Origin of the sequence: Paraburkholderia sp. RL17-368-BIF-A, assembly GCF_046054045.1 — a bacterium.
In the GTDB taxonomy this organism is placed as follows: domain Bacteria; phylum Pseudomonadota; class Gammaproteobacteria; order Burkholderiales; family Burkholderiaceae; genus Paraburkholderia; species Paraburkholderia graminis.
This window is the reverse complement of record NZ_JARESN010000003.1, coordinates 333,664-353,021: the sequence shown is the minus strand read 5'-3', so window position 1 is coordinate 353,021 and position 19,358 is coordinate 333,664. Positions and strand designations below refer to the sequence as shown.

General features: G+C 59.9%; 17 protein-coding genes and 1 pseudogene. 11 read left to right on the top strand and 7 right to left on the bottom strand.

The window, feature by feature from the left end; genetic code table 11:
• Nucleotide 1: 1 nt before the first annotated feature.
• The gene (locus tag P0D87_RS07530) at nucleotides 2-622 is read left to right on the top strand and encodes a glutathione S-transferase family protein (RefSeq protein ID WP_053858343.1); all 621 of its coding nucleotides are present in this window, start codon (nucleotides 2-4) and stop codon (nucleotides 620-622) included.
• Between the two features lie 3 nt (nucleotides 623-625).
• Here the strand turns inward: P0D87_RS07530 and P0D87_RS07525 are convergent, their stop codons facing one another.
• Complete coding sequence (locus tag P0D87_RS07525) at nucleotides 626-1,609, bottom strand: AraC family transcriptional regulator (protein ID WP_006051404.1); 984 nt, start codon at nucleotides 1,607-1,609, stop codon at nucleotides 626-628.
• A 571-nt stretch (nucleotides 1,610-2,180) separates the two neighbouring features.
• On the opposite strand from P0D87_RS07525, the gene P0D87_RS07520 reads away from it, so the two are divergent.
• From P0D87_RS07520 to P0D87_RS07500, 5 genes are all read left to right on the top strand, one after another.
• Nucleotides 2,181-3,314 carry an efflux RND transporter periplasmic adaptor subunit gene (locus tag P0D87_RS07520; protein WP_321175730.1) on the top strand — a complete coding sequence of 378 codons (1,134 nt, stop codon included), beginning with the start codon at nucleotides 2,181-2,183 and terminating at the stop codon, nucleotides 3,312-3,314.
• 14 nt (nucleotides 3,315-3,328) lie between these two features.
• Complete coding sequence (locus tag P0D87_RS07515; protein ID WP_053858341.1) at nucleotides 3,329-6,466, top strand: efflux RND transporter permease subunit; 3,138 nt, start codon at nucleotides 3,329-3,331, stop codon at nucleotides 6,464-6,466.
• A gap of 167 nt (nucleotides 6,467-6,633) precedes the next feature.
• The gene (locus P0D87_RS07510) at nucleotides 6,634-8,136 is read left to right on the top strand and encodes an efflux transporter outer membrane subunit (protein WP_053858340.1); all 1,503 of its coding nucleotides are present in this window, start codon (nucleotides 6,634-6,636) and stop codon (nucleotides 8,134-8,136) included.
• Between the two features lie 73 nt (nucleotides 8,137-8,209).
• The gene (locus P0D87_RS07505) at nucleotides 8,210-9,184 is read left to right on the top strand and encodes a LysR family transcriptional regulator (protein ID WP_053858339.1); all 975 of its coding nucleotides are present in this window, start codon (nucleotides 8,210-8,212) and stop codon (nucleotides 9,182-9,184) included.
• The gene (locus P0D87_RS07500; protein WP_321175729.1) at nucleotides 9,184-9,885 is read left to right on the top strand and encodes a TetR/AcrR family transcriptional regulator; all 702 of its coding nucleotides are present in this window, start codon (nucleotides 9,184-9,186) and stop codon (nucleotides 9,883-9,885) included. The genes P0D87_RS07505 and P0D87_RS07500 overlap by 1 nt, the downstream gene beginning before the upstream one ends.
• A 114-nt stretch (nucleotides 9,886-9,999) precedes the next feature.
• Here P0D87_RS07500 and P0D87_RS07495 read toward each other — a convergent pair whose 3' ends face one another.
• The 3 genes from P0D87_RS07495 to P0D87_RS07485 all read right to left on the bottom strand — a co-directional run bounded on the left by P0D87_RS07495 (nucleotide 10,000) and on the right by P0D87_RS07485 (nucleotide 12,823).
• The gene (locus P0D87_RS07495; protein WP_053858338.1) at nucleotides 10,000-10,539 is read right to left on the bottom strand and encodes a hypothetical protein; all 540 of its coding nucleotides are present in this window, start codon (nucleotides 10,537-10,539) and stop codon (nucleotides 10,000-10,002) included.
• Between the two features lie 92 nt (nucleotides 10,540-10,631).
• Nucleotides 10,632-11,630 carry a quinone oxidoreductase family protein gene (locus tag P0D87_RS07490; protein ID WP_053858337.1) on the bottom strand — a complete coding sequence of 333 codons (999 nt, stop codon included), beginning with the start codon at nucleotides 11,628-11,630 and terminating at the stop codon, nucleotides 10,632-10,634.
• Nucleotides 11,631-11,653: 23 nt separating this feature from the next.
• Nucleotides 11,654-12,823, bottom strand: a complete 1,170-nt coding sequence (locus P0D87_RS07485; RefSeq protein WP_053858336.1) for an MFS transporter — start codon at nucleotides 12,821-12,823, stop codon at nucleotides 11,654-11,656.
• A 173-nt stretch (nucleotides 12,824-12,996) separates the two neighbouring features.
• Here P0D87_RS07485 and P0D87_RS07480 point away from each other — a divergent pair, with 173 nt between their 5' ends.
• On the top strand, nucleotides 12,997-13,863 hold the full coding sequence (locus P0D87_RS07480) for a LysR family transcriptional regulator (protein ID WP_053858335.1): 867 nt from the start codon (nucleotides 12,997-12,999) through the stop codon (nucleotides 13,861-13,863).
• Between the two features lie 506 nt (nucleotides 13,864-14,369).
• On the opposite strand, the pseudogene P0D87_RS07475 reads toward P0D87_RS07480, so the two are convergent.
• Nucleotides 14,370-14,545: pseudogene (locus P0D87_RS07475) on the bottom strand (TA system antitoxin ParD family protein); the annotation flags it as partial.
• A 715-nt stretch (nucleotides 14,546-15,260) separates the two neighbouring features.
• Between P0D87_RS07475 and P0D87_RS07470 the strand changes: the two are divergent.
• The 3 genes from P0D87_RS07470 (at nucleotide 15,261) to P0D87_RS07460 (ending at nucleotide 17,498) form a co-directional block, all read left to right on the top strand.
• Nucleotides 15,261-15,842: a chemotaxis protein CheB gene (locus P0D87_RS07470; RefSeq protein WP_053858333.1), complete on the top strand. Its 582-nt coding sequence runs from the start codon at nucleotides 15,261-15,263 to the stop codon at nucleotides 15,840-15,842.
• A gap of 326 nt (nucleotides 15,843-16,168) precedes the next feature.
• A complete protein-coding gene (locus P0D87_RS07465; RefSeq protein WP_149029181.1) occupies nucleotides 16,169-16,474 on the top strand; it encodes a hypothetical protein in 306 nt (101 codons plus the stop codon).
• Nucleotides 16,475-16,805: 331 nt separating this feature from the next.
• Nucleotides 16,806-17,498 carry a phosphatase PAP2 family protein gene (locus P0D87_RS07460; RefSeq protein ID WP_053858332.1) on the top strand — a complete coding sequence of 231 codons (693 nt, stop codon included), beginning with the start codon at nucleotides 16,806-16,808 and terminating at the stop codon, nucleotides 17,496-17,498.
• 106 nt (nucleotides 17,499-17,604) lie between these two features.
• Here the strand turns inward: P0D87_RS07460 and P0D87_RS07455 are convergent, their stop codons facing one another.
• On the bottom strand, nucleotides 17,605-17,715 hold the full coding sequence (locus tag P0D87_RS07455) for a DUF2254 domain-containing protein (protein WP_006051418.1): 111 nt from the start codon (nucleotides 17,713-17,715) through the stop codon (nucleotides 17,605-17,607).
• Nucleotides 17,705-17,971, bottom strand: a complete 267-nt coding sequence (locus tag P0D87_RS07450) for a DUF2254 family protein (protein ID WP_321175728.1) — start codon at nucleotides 17,969-17,971, stop codon at nucleotides 17,705-17,707. Before P0D87_RS07450 ends, P0D87_RS07455 begins: the two co-directional genes overlap by 11 nt.
• Before the next feature lie 203 nt (nucleotides 17,972-18,174).
• Between P0D87_RS07450 and P0D87_RS07445 the strand changes: the two genes are divergently transcribed.
• Nucleotides 18,175-18,819 (top strand): hypothetical protein, encoded by a 645-nt coding sequence (locus P0D87_RS07445; RefSeq protein ID WP_053858331.1) that lies wholly within the window; start codon nucleotides 18,175-18,177, stop codon nucleotides 18,817-18,819.
• Nucleotides 18,820-19,358: the final 539 nt, after the last annotated feature.

Here is a 19,358-nt window from a genome sequence, read left to right as displayed (position 1 = left end):
AATGTCCGCCGACGTTACCCTGTATGGCGCGAAGACGGGTAACTGTCTTCGTGTGGCGATTGCGCTGCAGGAACTCGCGATCGCCCACCAGGTCGTGAAGCTCGACCTTCGGGCGGGCGAGCAGCGCACACCAGATTTTCTTTCACTGAACCCGAGTGGAAAAGTGCCGGTGCTGCGAGTTCGCTCGTCGGCGGCGCCTCCGCTCGTCCTCGCGCAGTCCAATGCGATCCTTCTTTACCTCGCGCGACGAGCGGGCGGCAGGTTGTTACCGCCCGAAACGGATGCATCGGCGCCCTTTGCACTCGAGCGATTCTTCTTTTTCGTGACTGACGTGATCGCGCCCAGCCACGCGGCCTTCTTTCTGAAGAACAAAGGGTGCGAGGAGGGACAAAGATTGATGGAACGGCGCAGCCTTGAGATGCTCCTTGCAAGCGAGAGGTTTCTGCAAAACGCACCGTTCATGGCAGGGCAGTCATTCACGCTCGCAGACATCGCTGCTGTCAGCATAGTGGCCGCGCAGTCGCCGTCGATCGACTGGGCGCGGTATCCGCAACTTCAGCGATGGTTCGCTGCCGTGATGGCGAGGCCCAGCATAGAGCGTGGCATGATCGCTTTCGACTGAAGCTCAGCGTGACGGCATGCCCTGATCCGGATCTGCACCATGACGTATGGCACCGGGCGAATATCCGAAATGTGCCTTGAAGGCCCGCGAGAACGAGGAGTCCGACTGGTAACCGGCGACAGACGCTGCCTCGCTGATTCGCACACGACCGTTGCGCAGCAGGTCGGCGGCAAGGCTCAGGCGCCACCGTGCGAGATACCTGAGCGGCGGCTCGCCGACAATCTCCGTGAATCGGTCCGCAAAGTGCGACCGGGACATGGTCGCAATCTTCGCAAGCGCACCCAGTTTCCATTCATGCGCGGGATCCTCATGCATGGCCGCCAGTGCACGCCCAAGTCGTGCGTCGCCGAGGCCCCGGAGCCATCCGCTATGAGCGGGACTCTTCGCCACCCACTCGCGCAAGCTCCGTATCACCAGCAGATCGATCAGGCGCGAGATCATGAGCGCAGCGCCTGGCGACGGCTCGCTCGCTTCCAGCCGCACGAACCGCAGGATCGCGTGTTGCCATTCCGGTGTACCCGATGCGTCGGCCCGGAGATGAATGACATCCGGGAGACCCGCGATCAATGAGCCGGCGGACGCGGATTCGAATACGAACGAGCCCGTCAGGACGCGAAAGGGCTTTTCGGCGAAGCTGCGACATTCATCGGGTCGCGAGGGTGATCCGGGCAGAGAGTCACGCGCATGGATTGCGGAGAGAACATGCGCACATCCCTTAGGTAGCAAAACAAGATCACCGGCGACTAACGTGGTCGTATCGATAGCGATCGCGTCGAGCCGGAAGGCGCCGTCCTGAATAAAGTGAAAGCGGGCGCGTCCAGCATCAAAGGGCTTGCGTTGCGCCTCGACCGTCTCGTATATCTCGATTGATTCGCCTCGTAGCCGTATCAGATCGAGAACGTCGGAAAGCACATCTTGCCGGGACAGCCTGTGTGCACGCGATTCGCGCTCATGAATGGATCGCCTCATCGCGTCGTCGCCGATCATGTCTTGCGCCTCAAAAAAAAGCGCACTTCAGGGAACGTGCGCCGCGACAAAAGAAGGACCGGTATGGAGGAGCGCTCCTTCATGCCGCAAAAAGAACAAACGCAATCACCTGCCATGGCACGCGAAAGCGATTCCACGCGCACAGTAGTTAAAAGCGTGCACAGCATAGCGGATCCAGTTGTTCGCATAAATCCGTCGATGATGAATACACATGCTGCCAGGCGCGAACAATCGGGCGAAGCGTTGCTGGTTCTGAGATGCATCGGTTGAGGGCCGGTAGAGCTACTGGTTAGCGCCTTGAAAAGTCTTGACGTTTTAGATTTCACATGTAATCTAACGCCAGTTAGAAGTTGTTCAAAATCTAAATAGCCGCGTTGTCCGGTCCGCGCAATCAGTTGGTGCGCCGATTGGTCGAGACGCCGTTTCGCGACGAGGCGAACGACAACACTTTTCGAGGTGATCGAAGTTGGATACGAAAACAAGGCTGGAAGACGGCAGAACAGTTCGTCGTGCGCGATATGGCACGGTGGGCCGACGCGCCAGAACCTGGGCTGCCGCAGCCGCTGTGATCATGGCAAGCGGGGGCGCGTGGTTTCTCTACTCGCATGATGGCGGTGATAGCGTCGCCAATGCTCGACCCGTGCCGCCCCATGAGGTAACGATCAGCCGGCCGCTGGTACGCGACCTCGACACCCGACTTGGATTTCTTGGGCAGTTCTCGGCCGTCGATCAGGTGGAACTGCGCGCACAGGTAGGCGGTACGCTCACAGGTGTTCACTTCAGGGACGGCGACATCGTTCACAAGGGCGATCTGCTGTTCACCATCGATCCCGTGCCGTATGAGATTCGGCTCGCGCAGGCGACTGCCTTGCGGCGCACCGCTGAGGCGCGCCTCGTTCTGGCAAAGCAGGAGTTGGCGCGCGCACGGGAGCTTGAGCGCAATGATGCTGGCACGACGCAGAACGTCGAGCAGCGCACGTCCGAACTGAATGCTGCGCAAGCCGCACTCGACGATGCTGCGGCGCAGATCCGCGACGCCCGCTTCGATCTGGATCGCTGCCGCATCACGGCGCCGTTTACCGGCCGCATTGGCAGGCATCTTGTTTCCACCGGTAACCTTATTGCAGGCAGCCGTGGTGCAACGAGTCCGACGACATTGCTCGCGACGCTCGTCTCGCTCGATCCGGTCTACCTCGACTTCGATATGAGCGAGGCGGACTTCCAGTCGTTTTCGCAGTATCGCGGCGACGCCAAAGGGCCGATTGCAAATCGCGTCGAACTGGCGGCGGGCAATTCGACGACCTACACACGGCAAGGCACGCTTGATTTCATCGACAACGTGCTGGACCGTTCCAGCGGCACAATCCACGCCCGAGCGACGGTGCCCAATGCCGACCTGCGCTTTATACCTGGCGAGTTCTCGCGCGTGCGTCTCGCGGTGGCGCATCCCGCACCGACGCTGCTCGTGCCGGACGCATCCGTTTTACCCGACCAGTCCGAGTACCTCGTGATGACGGTTAGCACCGACGGAACGGTTGTGGCAAAGCATGTCGAGGTCGGCGAGATACGCGGGGGATTGCGTGTGATCCGCTCGGGCCTGTCTCGGGACGATCGCGTGATCGTCGACGGTTTGCCCTTTGCGGCGCCCGGAACGAAAGTGGCGACGCGCGATGGTGCGATCCGCTATGAGCCTAAACAGAACTAGCGGACAGTGAAGCCATGCGTATTGCCCATTTCTTTATCGACAGGCCGCGCTTCGCGACGGTGGTCAGTGCCTTTCTGACGCTAATTGGCCTGGGCGCGATGTTCGTGCTTCCCGTCGCCCAGTACCCGGAAATCGTTCCACCGACTGTGCAGGTGACGACATCGTATCCGGGTGCGTCGGCCGAAACGATTGCGCGAACAGTGGCCACGCCGCTTGAGCAGCAGATCAACGGCGTCGAGAACATGCTCTACATGAGCAGCCAGTCCACGGGAGACGGCCGGTTGACGGTCACGGTTACGTTTCGTATCGGCACCGACCTGAACGTCGCGCAGATGCTCACACAGAATCGGGTTCAGGATGCACTACCGCGCCTGCCCGAAGACGTCCGGCGCCTTGGCGTTCAGGTGAGGAAGTCCACACCTAGCATATTGCTGGCTGTTCACCTGTACTCACCTGACAGAACGCGCGACACACTTTATCTCTCGAACTACGCGACGTTGCACGTGAAGGACACGCTAGCGCGTCTGCAAGGCGTCGGCGACGTGCAGTTCCAGGGTGCCCGTGAGTACGCAATGCGTGTCTGGATCGACCCCGACAAGGTCGCAGCCAACAATCTGAACGCGAGTGAAGTGCTCACAGCACTACGCGCACAGAACCTGCAGGTATCGGCTGGTGTCCTGAACCAGCCGCCCACGGCGGGCAGCGACGCGTACCAGATAAACGTAGAGGCGCTCGGCCGGCTGTCCACGCCACAGCAATTTTCCGACGTCGTCGTCAAGTCCGACGCACAGGGTCGCGTGACGCGGATACGCGATATTGGCCGGGTCGAAGTCGGCGCCGCAGACTACGGCTCAACCGCTTTCATGGACCGTGACAACGCTTCGACGTTGCTCATCTACGCGGAGCCCGGTGCGAACTCACTTGCAGTCGAGCAGCAGGTTTTGTCCGCGATGCGCGGGCTAAAGAATGAGTTCCCCGCAGGAATGGACTACAAGATCATCTACGACCCGACCATCTTTATCGGCAAATCGGTCGACGAGGTGATTGTCACCATATTCGTCGCAATCCTGCTGGTTGTTGGCGTCGTCTTTCTTTTCCTGCAGAACTGGAGGGCCACGATTATCCCCGTCGTTGCAATTCCGGTCTCCCTGCTTGGGTCGTTCATCGTACTCGCCACGTTCGGAATATCGCTAAACAACCTGTCTTTGTTTGGCCTCGTGCTGGCGGTCGGCATTGTCGTTGATGATGCGATCGTCGTAGTCGAGAACGTCGAGCGCAACATGCGCTCTGGCATGTCGCCGGTCGAGGCGGCCCACCGGACGATGGACGAGGTGGGCGGGGCACTGCTGTCGATTGCGTTAACGCTATGTGCGGTCTTCATCCCGTCCGCCTTCCTTAGCGGGATTTCGGGGCTGTTCTTTCGCCAGTTTGCGGTGACGATCGCAGCATCGACTGTCATATCCTGCTTTGTGTCGCTTACTCTGAGTCCCGCCCTCTGCGCGGTGCTCTTCAAGTCGCATGAGCCGCATATCGCGTCGCATGGGGGCCTCGCGCAGCGTCTGCTACATGCGGGCTTTGATCGCTTTAACAGGGGCTTTGACAGACTGTCGTTCGGGTACGGAAACGTCACCCGTCGTATCGTTCGTGGACTCACCGTCGTTCTCGCAATATACGTCGTGCTGATTGGCATTACGGGTCTTGAGTTCTCGCGTACGCCAACCGGCTTTATTCCGGAGCAGGATCAGGGTTATCTGATTACTGTGGTTCAACTTCCGCCGGGCGCGGCGCTCGACCGTACGGAGAAAGTGGTCCGAAATGCCATTGACATTATCCTGACGACGCGCGGAATTGAACACGTTGCCCCGTTCGTTGGGCTTGACGCAACAACGTTGACCGTGGCGTCGAACTCGGGAACGATTTTTTCGGGGTTGCCGTCGCTGTACAACCACGAGATTCCGGGAGTGACCGCGAACACGGTACTGGCCGACCTGCGCAAACGCCTTTCCGTCATCAAGGACGCTTATGTGCTGACCATTCCGCCGCCTCCTGTGCAGGGTCTTGGCAATTCGGGCGGGTTCAAGATGATGCTGGAGGACCGCGCGGGACTTGGGTCAGAGGCGCTTGTGCATGCGGCGAATGCCCTTGTTGCTGCGGCCAACAGGGATCCCAGTTTTACCGGAGTTTTTACCCTGTTCAATGCGGGGTCGCCATCGGTTTTCGCGAATATTGATCGTGTAAAGGCCGAAAAGGTTGGGCTCACACCCACGGATGTGTTTTCCGCACTGCAGGTCTATCTGGGTTCACAGTACGTGAACGACTTCAACTATCTCGGCAGAACTTATCAGGTCATTGTTCAGGCTGACGGGCAATTCCGGCATACGCCTCAGGACATTACCCGTCTAAAAGCGCGAAACCAGTTCGGTGAGATGGTGCCGATCGGCACAGTGGCGCAAATGGAGAACCGTACAATTCCCTATCGTGTGCCTCGCTACAACTTGTATCCTGCCGCGGAAGTTCAGGGCGTCGCAGCGCCCGGCATCGCCACCGGTACAGCACTCCATCGCATGGAAGAGCTTGCCCATCAGGTGCTGCCGCAGGGTATCAGCTTCGAATGGACGGACCTGGCTTACCAGCAGCAGCAACACGGCACGCCGACGCTCCTGGTATTCGGAGCAGCTGCGCTCTTCGTCTTTCTCGTTCTCGTCGCGCAGTATGAGAGCTGGAAGCTACCGCTTGCGATCGTCCTGATCGTACCGATGTGTATTCTCGCGTCGGTCACTGGCCTGATCGCTCGCGGCATGCCCATCGATATCCTGGCGCAGATCGGCTTCGTCGTTCTCGTCGGACTGGCTGCGAAGAATGCCATCCTGATAGTCGAATTTGCGCGTCAGAAGGAGGACGAGGGGACCGCACCGGTTGACGCCGCGGTGCACGCTGCACGCACACGCCTGCGTCCTATCCTGATGACGTCTTTTGCCTTCATCCTCGGAGTGGCGCCGCTCGCGGTCGCCACAGGAGCAGGCGCTGAAATGCGCCAGTCGCTGGGAACGGCGGTGCTGTTCGGCATGCTGGGTGTGACGTGCTTCGGACTTCTGTTCACTCCTGCCTTTTATGTTTTCATCCGCAAATTTGGCCGTAAGGAGCGCACATGATCTTCACTACTGCCGTTGCTCGCGGACTAATGTGTGTTTCAGGTTCGCATAGTGAAGCTGGCAATCTTCGACACGAACCGCATGACGGCGCCCCATATCTGCCCGAGATCAGCGGAGCGAAACCGGCGTGCCGGCGGCAGGCGGCTGAAGACGGACGTCACACGGTCATGCGCCGGCCTTCAACGAGCCTGCTCCGTGTTATATGCGTGGGCGTAGCAATCGCGACGGGCCTGGGGGCTTGTGCGGTGGGGCCAGATTATGCGGCGCCCACTACGCAGCTTGTGCCGTTCCATAACCGGGTTGAGACAAGCACCCAGCAAGCGGCCAGACCGTCTCCGCACCTCGACACCTGGTGGACCGGATTTGATGATCCAATGCTCGTAACCGTCGTTCAGCGTGCTCTTGCGCAGAACCTGGACCTTGCGGCGGCGTTTGCCCGCGTTCAGCAGGCGCGGGCGGTCGCAGCGGGGGCGGGCGCGCAGCTTCTGCCAACGCTCGATTTCGACGCGACGGGAACCGCCGAGCATCAGAGCCTGTTAAGTCCGGTCGGCACCATCGCGAAAACGTTTCCTGGCTACAGTCGCGACCAGCGCGAATACAACGTTGGGGCTACCGCGAGCTGGGAAATCGATCTGGCCGGCGGACTGCGCCGCAGCGCCGCTGCGGCGCGTGACGAAGTGCAGGCGGCCGAGGCTGAGCAACTCGGCACGCGGATTACGGTGGCCGCCGACGCCGCCGATGCGTACCTGCAGGTCAGAGGGTTCCAGACGCGGCTTGCGGTGGCGCAGGATCAGATTGACACCGACGGACGCCTTCTTGAGCTTGTCCGGGTGCGGCGTCGCGCGGGCGCGGCGGACGAGAGGGAGATTGCCCAGGCCGAGGCGCTGCTAAAACAGGCAAGGTCCACTGTACCTATCCTGCGCACGTCGCTTGAGGCGCAACTAAACCGCCTGGATGTGCTGATGGGTGCGCAGCCGGGAACGTACTCGCATGAACTGTCCGTCTCCTCCACCATCCCCGCGATCCCGAAGATTGACGATAACGACCAGCCACTGGACGTCTTGAGACGTAGACCTGACATCATCGCGGCGGAGCGGCGAGTGGCCGCTTCAAGTGAGCGGATCGGCGCGGCCATCTCGGGCTATTACCCGAAGATCTCCCTGTCTGGCGCGCTTGGCTTTGACAGCGTGAGCACCAATCACCTCTTCACCGCGGCAGCGTTTCAGCCGGTCGGTACGGGAGCGCTTCGGTGGCGTCTGTTTGACTTCGGGAAGGTGGATGCGGAGGTTAAGCAGGCGCGAGGCGCGAACGCAGAGGCGCTTGCACTGTATCGCCAGGCGGTGCTCAAGGCCGCAGAGGATGTTGAGAATGCGTTCACAGCGCTTTCCCAGACAGAGGCTCGACGGCAGGAGTTGCAGGGTGAAGTGGCATCACTGACGCGCGCCCGCGACTTGTCCGAACGCGCCTACAGAGCAGGGGCCATAACCCTCACAGATGTGCTGGACGCGGACCGTCAACTCCTCGTCGCGCGTGACGATCTGGACAGCTCACGCGCGGACGCGGCGCGCGCCGCGGTCGGGGCATTTCGTACGCTAGGCGGCGGCTGGGACATCTCTCCGGACGCCCGCGTGGCAACCAATAGTTCTCCACCGGCGGTTCCGGTCAGGTAAGACGCCTGGGCCGTTGCCTTGTCTCCTTCGTGAGCCGGGTGGTTGTCTGATACGGCGTCGACTCGGAGACGATATGGACCGGTTTCAGTCAATGCAGGTGTTCGCCAGGGTGGTCGAGCTGAACAGCTTTTCCCGTGCGGCGGACGCGCTCCGTCTTCCGCGTTCGACGGTGTCTGTTGTGGTCAGGAAGCTGGAAGCACACCTGCGGGTTCGTCTGATGCAGCGGACGACCCGACACCTTAGTCTTACTCCGGAAGGAGCGGAGTACTACAGGCATTGCATACGTATCCTGGCCGAGATCAGGGAGTCCGAAGAGATGCTTGCTAGCGCTCGGAACGGACCGCGAGGTCGGCTTTCCGTGCAGATCGCGACGGCGCTTGGAAGAATTGTCGTCTTGCCAGCCATCGACGACTTTCACAAACGGTTCCCCGATCTCGAGCTGATGATCGGTCTGGATGATCAGCCCATTCACTCGAGCGATGAGAACCTCGACTGTACAATCCGTATGGGGGAGCCTGAAGACCCAGGCGTCATTCAGCGCCGGCTGTGTGATCTGGAGGTAGTGACCGCTGGCAGCCCCGACTACCTTGTCCGTTACGGCGAACCTCAACGCGTGGAGGATATTCCGCAACATCTTGCAGTGCACTGCCTCTCACACGCTACCGGAAGAGTCGCGAACTTCATGTTTGACATCAACGGTGATGCGGTCGAGGTCGGCTTGCCGGCTGCGCTTTCAATCAGCGACGCGGAGAGCTGTGCAATATGCAGCGCTAACGGCATGGGGCTAATTCAGGCTCCCCGGTTCATACTTGCGCCATACCTGAACTCGGGCGCACTCGTCGAAGTGCTGTCTCAGTGGCAGCCAGGGCCGATGCCGGTTGCAGCCGTGTTTCCGCACCGCCGGCAGGTCGCACTTAAGGCACGCGTCTTTGTGGAGTGGGCGGCGGAGCTATTGGAAAAAAGCCCTTTATTTCTGGGTAACCTCGATCTTGGTAATCCGTCTTCGAGTGGCTATCGCGTCGACGCAGAGGCGCCTTTGATCGACTGATGGCCCCGCCGGTGGTGGACCCGAAAGGCGCGACGATTCGCGTCACTCCCCACGCAATGAGTGCATCTCCGACTTGCGCCGGCAAGCTGGATGTTATATCAAATCTAAATCAACGAAAGATCATCGAGGTCATGAGAAAATCCAGACAGGAGGCGGCCGAGACCCGCCAGCGCATCGTCGAGGCGGCGTCCAGCCGGTTTCGGGAAAACGGCATAGACGGGACTGCCGTCGCCGATCTTATGTCGCAGGCGGGCCTGACGCACGGCGGATTCTACAAACATTTCACATCGAAGGAACACGTAGTACTGGAGTCGCTACAACTCGCCGCTGGGTCGCTGCGCGAATCGATGGAAGCGTCGCTGTCGCGTTCGACCGACGTCCGAGGTCTGAATGCGGCAATCAACGACTATCTTTCTCTGGAGCATCGGGACGATCCTGGCAGCGGCTGTCCCTTCGTCGCACTTGCAGGCGAGTTGGCACGCTCCAGCGACGAGGTGCGCGACGCGGCCACGGAGGGCGTCGTGAACCTTGTCAACCTCATCGCAAGCCGTCTCACCGAACTGCCACCCGCTGCGGCAAGGAAGAAGGCGCTTGTCATGCTATCAACCATGATGGGCGCACTTACGATGGCGCGTATGGTGAACGACGAGCAACTGTCGTCGTCCATCCTCCGGGAGGCCAAGAAAGCGCTGCTGCCATGACCTTCGTGGCAGCAGCGATGTTTATGACAGGCGGCGGCCAACTTGATCGGCAATGAGGACCTGGATCAGCGGTGAGTTGTGCTATTTCGCGAGTTCGGACTAAATCGCGGCGGGTCAGGGCGACGGCACTGGCAAGATGATTTCCGACGCGATTTTCCATTGACCATCCAGATTCAGCCATTGAATGATCATGATAAACGGACGCGGAGATGGATCCTGGCCGCCGTAGCTGACGGCGATTTTCATCGGCGCATACGTCTGTGCGACTGTTGAAGAAATACCCACCACCTTTAGTTTTGCCCAGTCGGGAAACAGTGTGAGTGTGCCGGCAGCGTAGATATCCCGAAGCTTGTGCGCCACTGATTCAGATCCCCAAAAGCCGGCCCAACTTCCCTCTGCGGGATCGACGCTTTTTGCGACCAGCAGCGCTGACGGCGAGTCCCAGAACATCTTCTCTATGGCTGCAGCGTCGTGACGGTTTGCCGCCAATGTCAATTGCCGGAAGCGGCTCTTCACATCTTCAAGCGATCCATCGGGCAAAGGGTGCGCGGAGTCAAGATTCACAGGAGCCACATCCGTTTGTGCGCCTTGCGTTGCGCCTGCAGACATCAACGCACCGGCGAGCGCGGCCGCGGCGAGGTATATTTTTTTCATAAATAATCCTGGGGATTCCGATCCTCGCGGAGAGCGTTCAGCGAGCGGGACCATGACTGATCTGCGCGAACGCGTTGGAGCAGAGCCATTGATTAGTACCTCGGATCGAGGACGATGACGCCCTGGGCTTCCCGGCGTTCGAGCATGGCGTGCGCATCGGCCGCGCGGCTGAGCGGGAGCGTAGCCGCAACCCGCGGTCGAATCAGTCCTTGTCCAATGCCGTCTTTCAGGAAGCGCAGACCACGCAGGATGAGATCCGGGCGCTGAAAAAACGAGGGCAGATAGACTCCGGTCAGCGTTTGCGCTTTTGCCATCAACCGACGCGGCGCGAGAGGTTTGCCGGGGCCGCGCGTCGAACCGATGACAACGCATCGGCCAAGCATGCCAAGGCAGGCGAAGTTCTCGTCGAAGACGTCGCCGCCGACTGTTTCGAGGATCACGTCAACGCCTTTGCCGTTGGTGATGCTCAGGACCGATTCCGGCCAGTGCGGCGAGTCATAAGCAATCGCATGGTCGGCGCCACGGCTCAATACAAAGGCTCGGCGGGTGTCTGAACTCGCGGTCCCGATTACCGTGGCCGCACCGAGTACTTTCGCAATCTGGACCGCGAGGTTGCCGACGCCGCCGGCTGCGCCATGAACCAGCACGCTTTCGCCCGGGCGCAGCACTGTGCAAACCTGAAGAGCGAGAAATGCAGTCACGCCCTGACACGGCACGCTCGCCATGACGACGTCATCGGTATCGTCTTCGAGTTCAACGAGCATGTCAGCGCGAGCCACTGCGCGTTGCGCGTAAGCGCCCTTCGACATCAGGGCCATCACCTTGCGCCCAACCAGGTGGTCGTGCGCCTCGGTGCCGGCATTCAGCACACGGCCGACCACTTGCAGCCCGCCGACCTGAGGTAGCGTCACGCCGCCGACCTGCGTCTCTGCCCGGTTGTAGACACCCATGCGCTCCCGAACATCCGGAAAATTGACACCGATAGCAGTGGTCTCGATCAACACTTCGCCCGCTCCCGGCTCGGGGTCGGGCAATCCGACGTACTCGAGGACTTCGGGGCCTCCGAATTTTCGATACTGAATGGCTTTCATTGAGGACTTCCTGTTTGATGGGATCATGCCTCGCCTGGGCGAGAGCGGATCGAGTCCGACTTTGCCCAGAGGGCAATGCCGAGTTGCCCTGACAGGGCGATGACGACCAGTGCCGTAGATAACATCGGCAACTGCGTAAGGCGGATGCCCGCGGCAAGGGCGAGCCCGCCCAGCGCAGCGCCGGCAGCACTGCCGAGATAGTGCGCGGAGCTCTGTAATGCGACGACGACGCTTGCTTTGTCCGGATGCAAAGTCAGCAATCTGTATTGTTGTGGCGCCTGCGAGGACCACGCCGCGGCGCCCCACACACCAAACAGGGCGAGAGCCGCTGCGGGATAGGGCAGCGCTGGTCCCAGGGTTCCGAAAACTGTGACCATCAGAATCTGCACGACCGACATCACCCATTCCGGGTGGCCTGTGGCGTCGATCAGCGCGCCGCAGAAGTAGATGCCGAGAACCCCGCCTACACTCCAGGCCCACAGATAAGGTAACGGATCAGTGATGCCGCCGCTCGCGCGCAGCAGCGGTGCCACGAAGGTGTAGAGCCCGATTGATGCGGCAGATGTGACGAATGAAACAGCAATGGTTGCAGCGACACGAGGGTCGACCAGTACTGCAACGCGTTGGCGAAGCGAAGGTGGTGTCGAGGCGGCGATTTCAGGCATGCGCGAAACGACGCCCGTGAATGCGATTCCACCTAGCGCCACTATCAGCCACATCGCGCTTCTCCAGCCGAAACCGTGAGCGACGATGAGACCGCACGGTACGCCGACGGCGGTGCCCAGTGCGAGGCCGCCCACGACGAGACCGAGTGCGCGGCCTCGTCGTTCCTGAGAAACCATGCTTGCAGCAGCACTGAAGGCGCTGGGACCATATAGGCCTGCGCCGACTCCGGCTGCTGCGCGCGACAGGAGCAGGACGGGGAAGCTCGTTGCGAGTGCGCTAAGCGTGTTCGCGAGCGTGAAAAGGATCAGCGCTGCGCCTAGCACGCGCCGCACGGGCTTGCCCCCCGTCAGTGCGCCAAACACCGGCGCTGCAACGGCATAACACGCGGTGAACATTGTGACTGTTTGGCCTGCCACGGAGGCGGAGACCGCGAAGGTGTTGGCGATGCCGGGCAGCAAGCCCGCCATGATGTACGCGTCGATGCCAAGCGCAAACGTGCCGAGGCATAAGGGAAGAATCCTGATCAACCTGGCTCCTCGGGAATCGTTAACTTCTATGGCTATTAATGGATGCCGCGAGATGCGGCGTATGCACGCGGCGCCGGCATCACGATAAGATGTCAAGCATCATGCAAAATAGCACTGGTACCGGAAGTCGGAAACCCGGAAAGCATTCACATCGCTTGTGAGAATTTGCACCAATGTTCGACTGGAATGACATGAGACATTTCATCGCCCTGGCGGAGGCGGGCACTCTGTCTGGTGCGGCGCGCAAGCTGCAGGTGGATCACGCCACAGTTGCGCGGCGTATTGCAGCGCTCGAGCACGCGTTGGGAGAAACGTTGGTGGACCGCCTTGCGAGACGTTGGCGGTTAACCGAGGCAGGCCTCGACGTTGCGCGCGTCGCCGAGGGCATGCAGACGCAGGCTCATGCATTGGAAATGGCGGTGCGAAGCCGTAACACGGGAGCGCGGGCGAGAGTCGTTGTCAGTGCTCCGCCTGCTTTCGCGAGCGTCTTCCTCGCGCCTCGTTTTGCCGAACTTGCTTCACGGCATCCCGAAATCGAACTGACGCTTCTGGGCACTCAGCCGATGATCTCGCTCAGTCGTCAGGAGGCGGATATTGCCGTTCGCCTGACCCAACCTACCGAACCAAGCTATGTTTCTCGCAGGATCGGAAGCGTGAGTTACGGGCTGTATGCGGCGCAGGGCTACATCAGCCGGCCATCCGGCGAGTGGCAGTTCATTGCGTACCATGCGGCACTCGATCACGTACCGGAGCAGGTATGGCTGCTTGACTTCGCGGGTGGCCGCCGCATCGGGTTCAGGAGCAACGATCTGGTGAGCCAGCTTGCCGCGGCGCGCGAAGGTCTGGGCATTGCTGCGTTTCCCCACTTTTTTGCGGCAGACGATGAACGCGTAATCGCGCTGCCTGTGGACGCAGAAAAACTGTCGCGTGATATTTATCTGATCGCCCACGTTGACATGCGACGGCAGGCGGCCGTGCGTCTCGTGATGGATTTCATTGCGGAGAAGTTCGTTAATGACTTTGACAACGGGGAGCGGTAGAACGAACAGTGCACAACAACATCAAGAAACAGAAGAGGTTCAGGGCACTTGAGAACGACATGAGGGGCTTCACCCAATTTCTCAGCGTGGAACGTGAAAGGCTTGCGGATAACATGACGGGCCTACGCAAGGGCATCGATGAATGGAAGGCCCGGCAGAATCGCGAGCTAGAAGCGGGGTCCTATTACGATAGCTCTTCTGCTGATGGATGAAGCCGCCAGTAGATTGCTGGGTTTGGGCTGAAAAAAGCGACCCCTTGGTCGCCTGACGCCTGTTATAGACACCATCTAACCACTGCTGGAAGCGCTGGCGGCCGCGGCGCCGGCAGCCTTGGGAGGCGTACTATATCGCTTGATGGCGGCACCGATATCGGCGTCCGGATACTCGCCGTTTGCAAAGAAACAGCGTGCTTTAGCCGCATCGTCACGAACTTTGTTAAGGCTGGATACGAGCGCTGTTTCGTCACCTTCCAATTCCTCGATAGCCGCCCCTGCGTCCGCAATTGCCAACGACGCTTTGACGGCTTGCGCCACGACACCTGCGGCTTTCAGTTCGCGGGTAGCTATTTCATTGAAGCGCAGCGTCGGACTCATTCGCGCAGCATGCCGATCCTGATCCAGAAAGCCGCTTGGGCGTTGATCGACCGGCAGGACACTGTGCTTGCCTTACGTATCTGCTGAATGGCAACGAGTGGCCAGCTGGAGCCCCTATCGCGGGACCGGCGCAACGTTACATGACGTGTTGGTCAGCGCGGATCGATGCGCCGGAGGCCTGGTCAGTGCCATCCGCGAAAGAACGCGCGGAACTCGGCAGCAGGAAGCGGGCGACTGATGAGATAGCCTTGGACTACATCGCAGCCCTCCCTGGCGACCGTCCCCGCTGCTGCTCTGTTTCGACGCCTTCGGCAACGGTGGCCATGCCTGCAGCATGCGCCAGCGTAATCACTGCCCGTATGATGCTACCGCATTGGGTTCATTGCCAGGCGCCCACGCGAGTGCTTTATCGATCTTCAACGTGTTGATAGGCAAGCGCATCAGATGGCCTGGCGCAAAACCGCGAGTATTGTCGAGGCCGACCTCGACATGCATTGTGCGGCGGCGTGAACACCGGGCGAGCCTCTAACTGGTGATAATCGCGACGCCGCTTTCTGGAACAAAAAATGCGCACGCCCGTTCATACCATGAGGAAAAGCGGATGAATTGGAGATATACCGACATCTGGAGGACGGGAGTCTGATGGCCAATGCGCAGAAAGGCCAAGCTCTAACTCTTTTGGTCGACCTGACTACCCATCTAGCCCGATGATGGAGCGCTCGCGGTTTTAAACGGTTTGCTCAACCAAGTCGCGTAATTAGGGGATCGATTCAAACGTCGGGGCAATCTCAATGAGGGAGTGGGATGGCAAACCGTAATATCGTGGCTATTGGCGCGTCTACTGGTGGACTCGATGCACTATCTACTCTCGTGTCGGGTTTGGCACAAGATTTCCCAGCGGCCCTGTTGATTGTATTGCATACGGCACCGTCCAGCCCCCGCCTGCTTGCCGCGATCGTCAGCCGCTCTACTTCTCTGCCAGTCAGGTACGCCGAGGACGGCGATACACTTGAGAACGGGTGCATCTTCATTGCGCCACCCGATTGCCACATGATCGTCCGCGACCCATGCCACCTGGGATCTGACTGCGGTCCCAAGGTGCAATTTGTACGTCCGTCTATCGACAAGCTGTTTGAGTCGGTCGCCCAAGTTTTTGGCATTGGCGCGATCGGGGTCGTGCTGAGCGGCCGCGCTCACGACGGCTCGAATGGGCTTAGTGCAATCACCGCGGCCGGAGGCGTTGGTATTGTTCAGGATCCTTTGGACGCACGGGCGGCCGAGATGCCCGCCAGTGCTATCGCGGGCGGCCACCCGAAATTCGTGCTGCCGGTAGTGCAGATAGCGTCACTACTCTCGCGCCTCGTTCAAGAAGAGATTGATTCCTGAGATCGGGATCCCTTCGTTAAGAGGCGTTGGCCCTTACAAGCCCTTGACGGGTCGTACTGAGCCGACAGCATCATGCAGAGATCGGCCATGAAGAGTCTTTCGCGCCGTTGGATGTGCGGACGCTCGATCGTCTCAATCTCACGGCAAAGCCGCCCTGTGCCCGACGGCAATTGACGCGGTTCAGGCCGTAGGCATTGTTATCGTGCATTCCGGCGCGAGGCATTCGAATGTGAACCGATCTTCCATTTCCTCCGGCGTCAGAGAGTGTCGCGCCGGGTTGCACGCGCAGATGTAACCCGCGAGTCGGACACGCGGGAGCACGGAAAATGGCTGCTGATTCCGAACTGAGCCGTCGCTCGTCGGACTTTATCCGGGCCAAGATGGGAGAGCAGCCGGTGAAGTGGCCGACAGAACCTTTACCAAACCACCGCATGTTCCATGCTGAAGCCCGGCTAGGCGCAACGCCCCGCCAACCATGCTTTTCGCCCGACTCCTATGATCTGGTCTACCGCGCGGCAAACAAGCGCCAACGGCCGGAGAAGGTTCGATGCCACACCGATCCTGCGAATATCGCGGAGGAGAATAGAGCGACGGATGTATTCAACAACGTTGCCGGCCGAAGAATCGCCTAAAGGACGGTATCGGCCATACATCTGTGGTCGCCCGGCTGCGCGACCTGGAAGCCAAAGGCGAACGATCCCATGCGAGGTTCGGCGGATCCAGACGGACGTGGTGTCGAGAGCATGTACCCATGCTCAAACGGTAAGGCGCTGCCGCAACTCCCTGCGACCGCCACGCGCTTTCTCAAGGAGGCTTGCGGCGTTGACGGCTAACGTTTGCGAGTGTGAAGCACGTGCTGTGACGACACGCTGGAGAGGTCGGATATCGATGAACTCGTCATCGCTCCGATCCAACGTTTGGCTGCGCAGTTCCATAACTAGAAGATCGGGAGAAGATGCAAAGATGAACCCTTTCGATACGGCAATCCAGGCTTTTCTGACGCACACGGCGATGACTTGCGGTGTATTGAACCACCCGATAAGAGTCATCGCGGACCTCTACACATTCAAAGGCCTGGTGCTCGTACCCGTATTGTGGTGGATATGGTTCAAACCCAGCCAGCGGGGCGAATGGGAGCGTGAAATGGTTGTCGCGACGATCGCGAGCGGTCTTCTCGCACTCGCGGTGTTCAGGCTTATCGCTCGATATTTGCCATTCCGGATGCGGCCCATGTTCAATCCCGACCTGCACTTCAATTTTCCGTCAGGTGGCCTCGACCCGGCCGTACTGCCCGCGTGGAGTTCGTTTCCGAGTGACCACGCGATGTTGTGGATTTCGGTTGCGATGGGAATTTTCCTGGTTCGACGCGGCGTCGGCGTGCTCGCACTTTTATACACCGCGATCGTCATATTACTGCCGCGCGTTTATCTCGGCTGGCACTATCCGACCGACATACTCGCGGGGGCGGCGATTGGGGTGATCATCACCTGGAGCATGACTCGGGACCCCATTAGGACCCGCTTTTCAGCTCCGATCCTCGGATGGATGCAAAGATTCCCCGGGCCTTTCTATGCCGTGATGTTTGCTTTGTGTTTTGAACTGGTGACCCAGTTCAACGAGCTACTGGTTCTCGGCCGGTCCCTGGTGCAAGGCTGACGGTCGCGCGATCGAGCAGTGCCAATTCGACGCGCAACGCGTCATGACGATGTTCCGGAAGGCTCTGAACGAGATTCTCAATGGCCGCGGACAGACGTCGCGCGATCTAAACGCTGCCCGCGCCGTACTGTCGTATCTCGCGAAAACTGATATGCACGAAGTCTTCCCAATTGGGCGTCCGCAAGATCATGCGCACCTGCCCCGACTTATCCACCATCTCTTCGATGTGCGGAGACCGTTTGCCCACCACGCGCAATAGTCGGTGCAAACTGGTCGATGGCAAGCACGGCCGTCGTCGGATCGTTGATCGCCGCCGACAGCGCTTTCAGCGCAATATCGACCAGGATGCGAAACGCGAACATAGGGTCCCGCTCCATGCTGCGTTCCGTCCCGAAAGCGACCAGGGTGCGGAGCCTCCTTTCATCGATTGCGCCACAATTCCCGTACAGATAGAACAGGGGTTGCCGGATCATCAATCCCCATAGCTACGATGCATCCGACATCCGGCGAAAGGGGCGGGGGCACAAGCCGTGCGAGCGCCGCCGCGCAAGCGGGAAAACGTGTAATGGCGCAGAATTGGATGGTGAGCACCTTCAAACGCGCGTGAGAGGAAGCGGTGCCAGACTTCGGTCATCAGGGCTTTCCGTTACCGAGCAACTTTGCTGTAGAGGAACCAATGAAGAAAGGAAAGACAAAACTCACCCGCCATGATGCTGAGCGCCTTTTCGAGGGGCTGCCCGTCAGTAAGACGACAGGATCGAGCCGGCCGGAGAACCCATTCGAAGCAGGGGTGTTCGACGTGGTCGAGCGCGTCGACGACGAAACCAAACTCTGGAAAGACAGCCTCATTACTCTTCCGATGTCGATCGAGTTGCCGACCGGCTACGAGTCGGTCTCGCGCCTGCGCGAGGCGATGGCGCGGGCCTGGCGCGTGAAGTGGGTGAGGGAGGGCAAAAACGAGGTTGTCGCGGAGTTTCCGGAAGGGTGGACCGCCGTTCGCCCCGAGACCGGCCCCATAGAGTTGCGAGATCCGTCCGGCGTGGTCCGTGCCTTATACGGGTGGGCCACGGATGCGGAACTCAGGATTCTTCCACGGTACGTTGTTGAGTCGCAGGCGAACAGATCGAGCGGACTGGGCAGCTTGCTTGTCCGTGATCGCGGGACCGGTCAAATTCTCGAGAGGTCGTCAACATGGTCGGCTCGAACCGGTACCAACCATCCAGATTGGGCCAGGCTGTCGGCGTGGCTCAGCTCACGCTATCCACAACACCACGACCCGCTGAGGTACTGGGAAGATTGCGAGGAAAACACACAAAACTGAGTAGCGGTGCAAAGTAGCTACCGACGGGCAACGAGACAGAGCGCGGCGATATCGTCGCGAGTCCCCTTAGTCGGTCCACCCTATCGCTACGTTCGGACAGGGCGTTTGCTCCGATGGCATCGTGCATGCATGGCATGCGCCGGTAAATCCAGACGATCCGGCGATCGTCGAGTTGGCCGACTCGTCGGGAACGCATCTACACGGTACTCGAAAAAATATAAATCGCGACAGCGTCACCAGATGCGTTCACACTGGGCGACATGGCCGTTGCTTTCGCGACGGGCAAAACCGGGGAACCATATTGGCGAAGAGCACGATGCGCGGTAATCGCGAAGTTAAAAAGCCCAAACAACCCAAAAAGGTAGTGTCTCCTGCGGTAGGCGTGTCCCCAGCGCTTGCCTCGAAGACCACCGCAGGCAGCGCACCGGCCAGGAAGAAATAGCAGGCGCCTGGGACACGGATCCGTGTCCTTTCTGCTCCATCGTTTCCGTATGTTCAGCCGCAAGCTGCGTCGACGGGGCTGTGCATACGTGCTCCCG

What these genes read in the sequence shown, in the direction of transcription:
- P0D87_RS07530 (WP_053858343.1), top strand. Translation starts at nt 2, where the DNA reads ATGTCCGCCGACGTTACCCTGTATGGCGCGAAGACGGGTAACTGTCTT.
- P0D87_RS07525 (WP_006051404.1), bottom strand. Translation starts at nt 1,609, where the DNA reads ATGATCGGCGACGACGCGATGAGGCGATCCATTCATGAGCGCGAATCG.
- P0D87_RS07520 (WP_321175730.1), top strand. Translation starts at nt 2,181, where the DNA reads ATGGCAAGCGGGGGCGCGTGGTTTCTCTACTCGCATGATGGCGGTGAT.
- P0D87_RS07515 (WP_053858341.1), top strand. Translation starts at nt 3,329, where the DNA reads ATGCGTATTGCCCATTTCTTTATCGACAGGCCGCGCTTCGCGACGGTG.
- P0D87_RS07510 (WP_053858340.1), top strand. Translation starts at nt 6,634, where the DNA reads ATGCGCCGGCCTTCAACGAGCCTGCTCCGTGTTATATGCGTGGGCGTA.
- P0D87_RS07505 (WP_053858339.1), top strand. Translation starts at nt 8,210, where the DNA reads ATGGACCGGTTTCAGTCAATGCAGGTGTTCGCCAGGGTGGTCGAGCTG.
- P0D87_RS07500 (WP_321175729.1), top strand. Translation starts at nt 9,184, where the DNA reads ATGGCCCCGCCGGTGGTGGACCCGAAAGGCGCGACGATTCGCGTCACT.
- P0D87_RS07495 (WP_053858338.1), bottom strand. Translation starts at nt 10,539, where the DNA reads ATGAAAAAAATATACCTCGCCGCGGCCGCGCTCGCCGGTGCGTTGATG.
- P0D87_RS07490 (WP_053858337.1), bottom strand. Translation starts at nt 11,630, where the DNA reads ATGAAAGCCATTCAGTATCGAAAATTCGGAGGCCCCGAAGTCCTCGAG.
- P0D87_RS07480 (WP_053858335.1), top strand. Translation starts at nt 12,997, where the DNA reads ATGTTCGACTGGAATGACATGAGACATTTCATCGCCCTGGCGGAGGCG.
- P0D87_RS07470 (WP_053858333.1), top strand. Translation starts at nt 15,261, where the DNA reads ATGGCAAACCGTAATATCGTGGCTATTGGCGCGTCTACTGGTGGACTC.
- P0D87_RS07465 (WP_149029181.1), top strand. Translation starts at nt 16,169, where the DNA reads ATGGCTGCTGATTCCGAACTGAGCCGTCGCTCGTCGGACTTTATCCGG.
- P0D87_RS07460 (WP_053858332.1), top strand. Translation starts at nt 16,806, where the DNA reads ATGAACCCTTTCGATACGGCAATCCAGGCTTTTCTGACGCACACGGCG.
- P0D87_RS07455 (WP_006051418.1), bottom strand. Translation starts at nt 17,715, where the DNA reads ATGGTGGATAAGTCGGGGCAGGTGCGCATGATCTTGCGGACGCCCAAT.
- P0D87_RS07450 (WP_321175728.1), bottom strand. Translation starts at nt 17,971, where the DNA reads ATGATCCGGCAACCCCTGTTCTATCTGTACGGGAATTGTGGCGCAATC.
- P0D87_RS07445 (WP_053858331.1), top strand. Translation starts at nt 18,175, where the DNA reads ATGAAGAAAGGAAAGACAAAACTCACCCGCCATGATGCTGAGCGCCTT.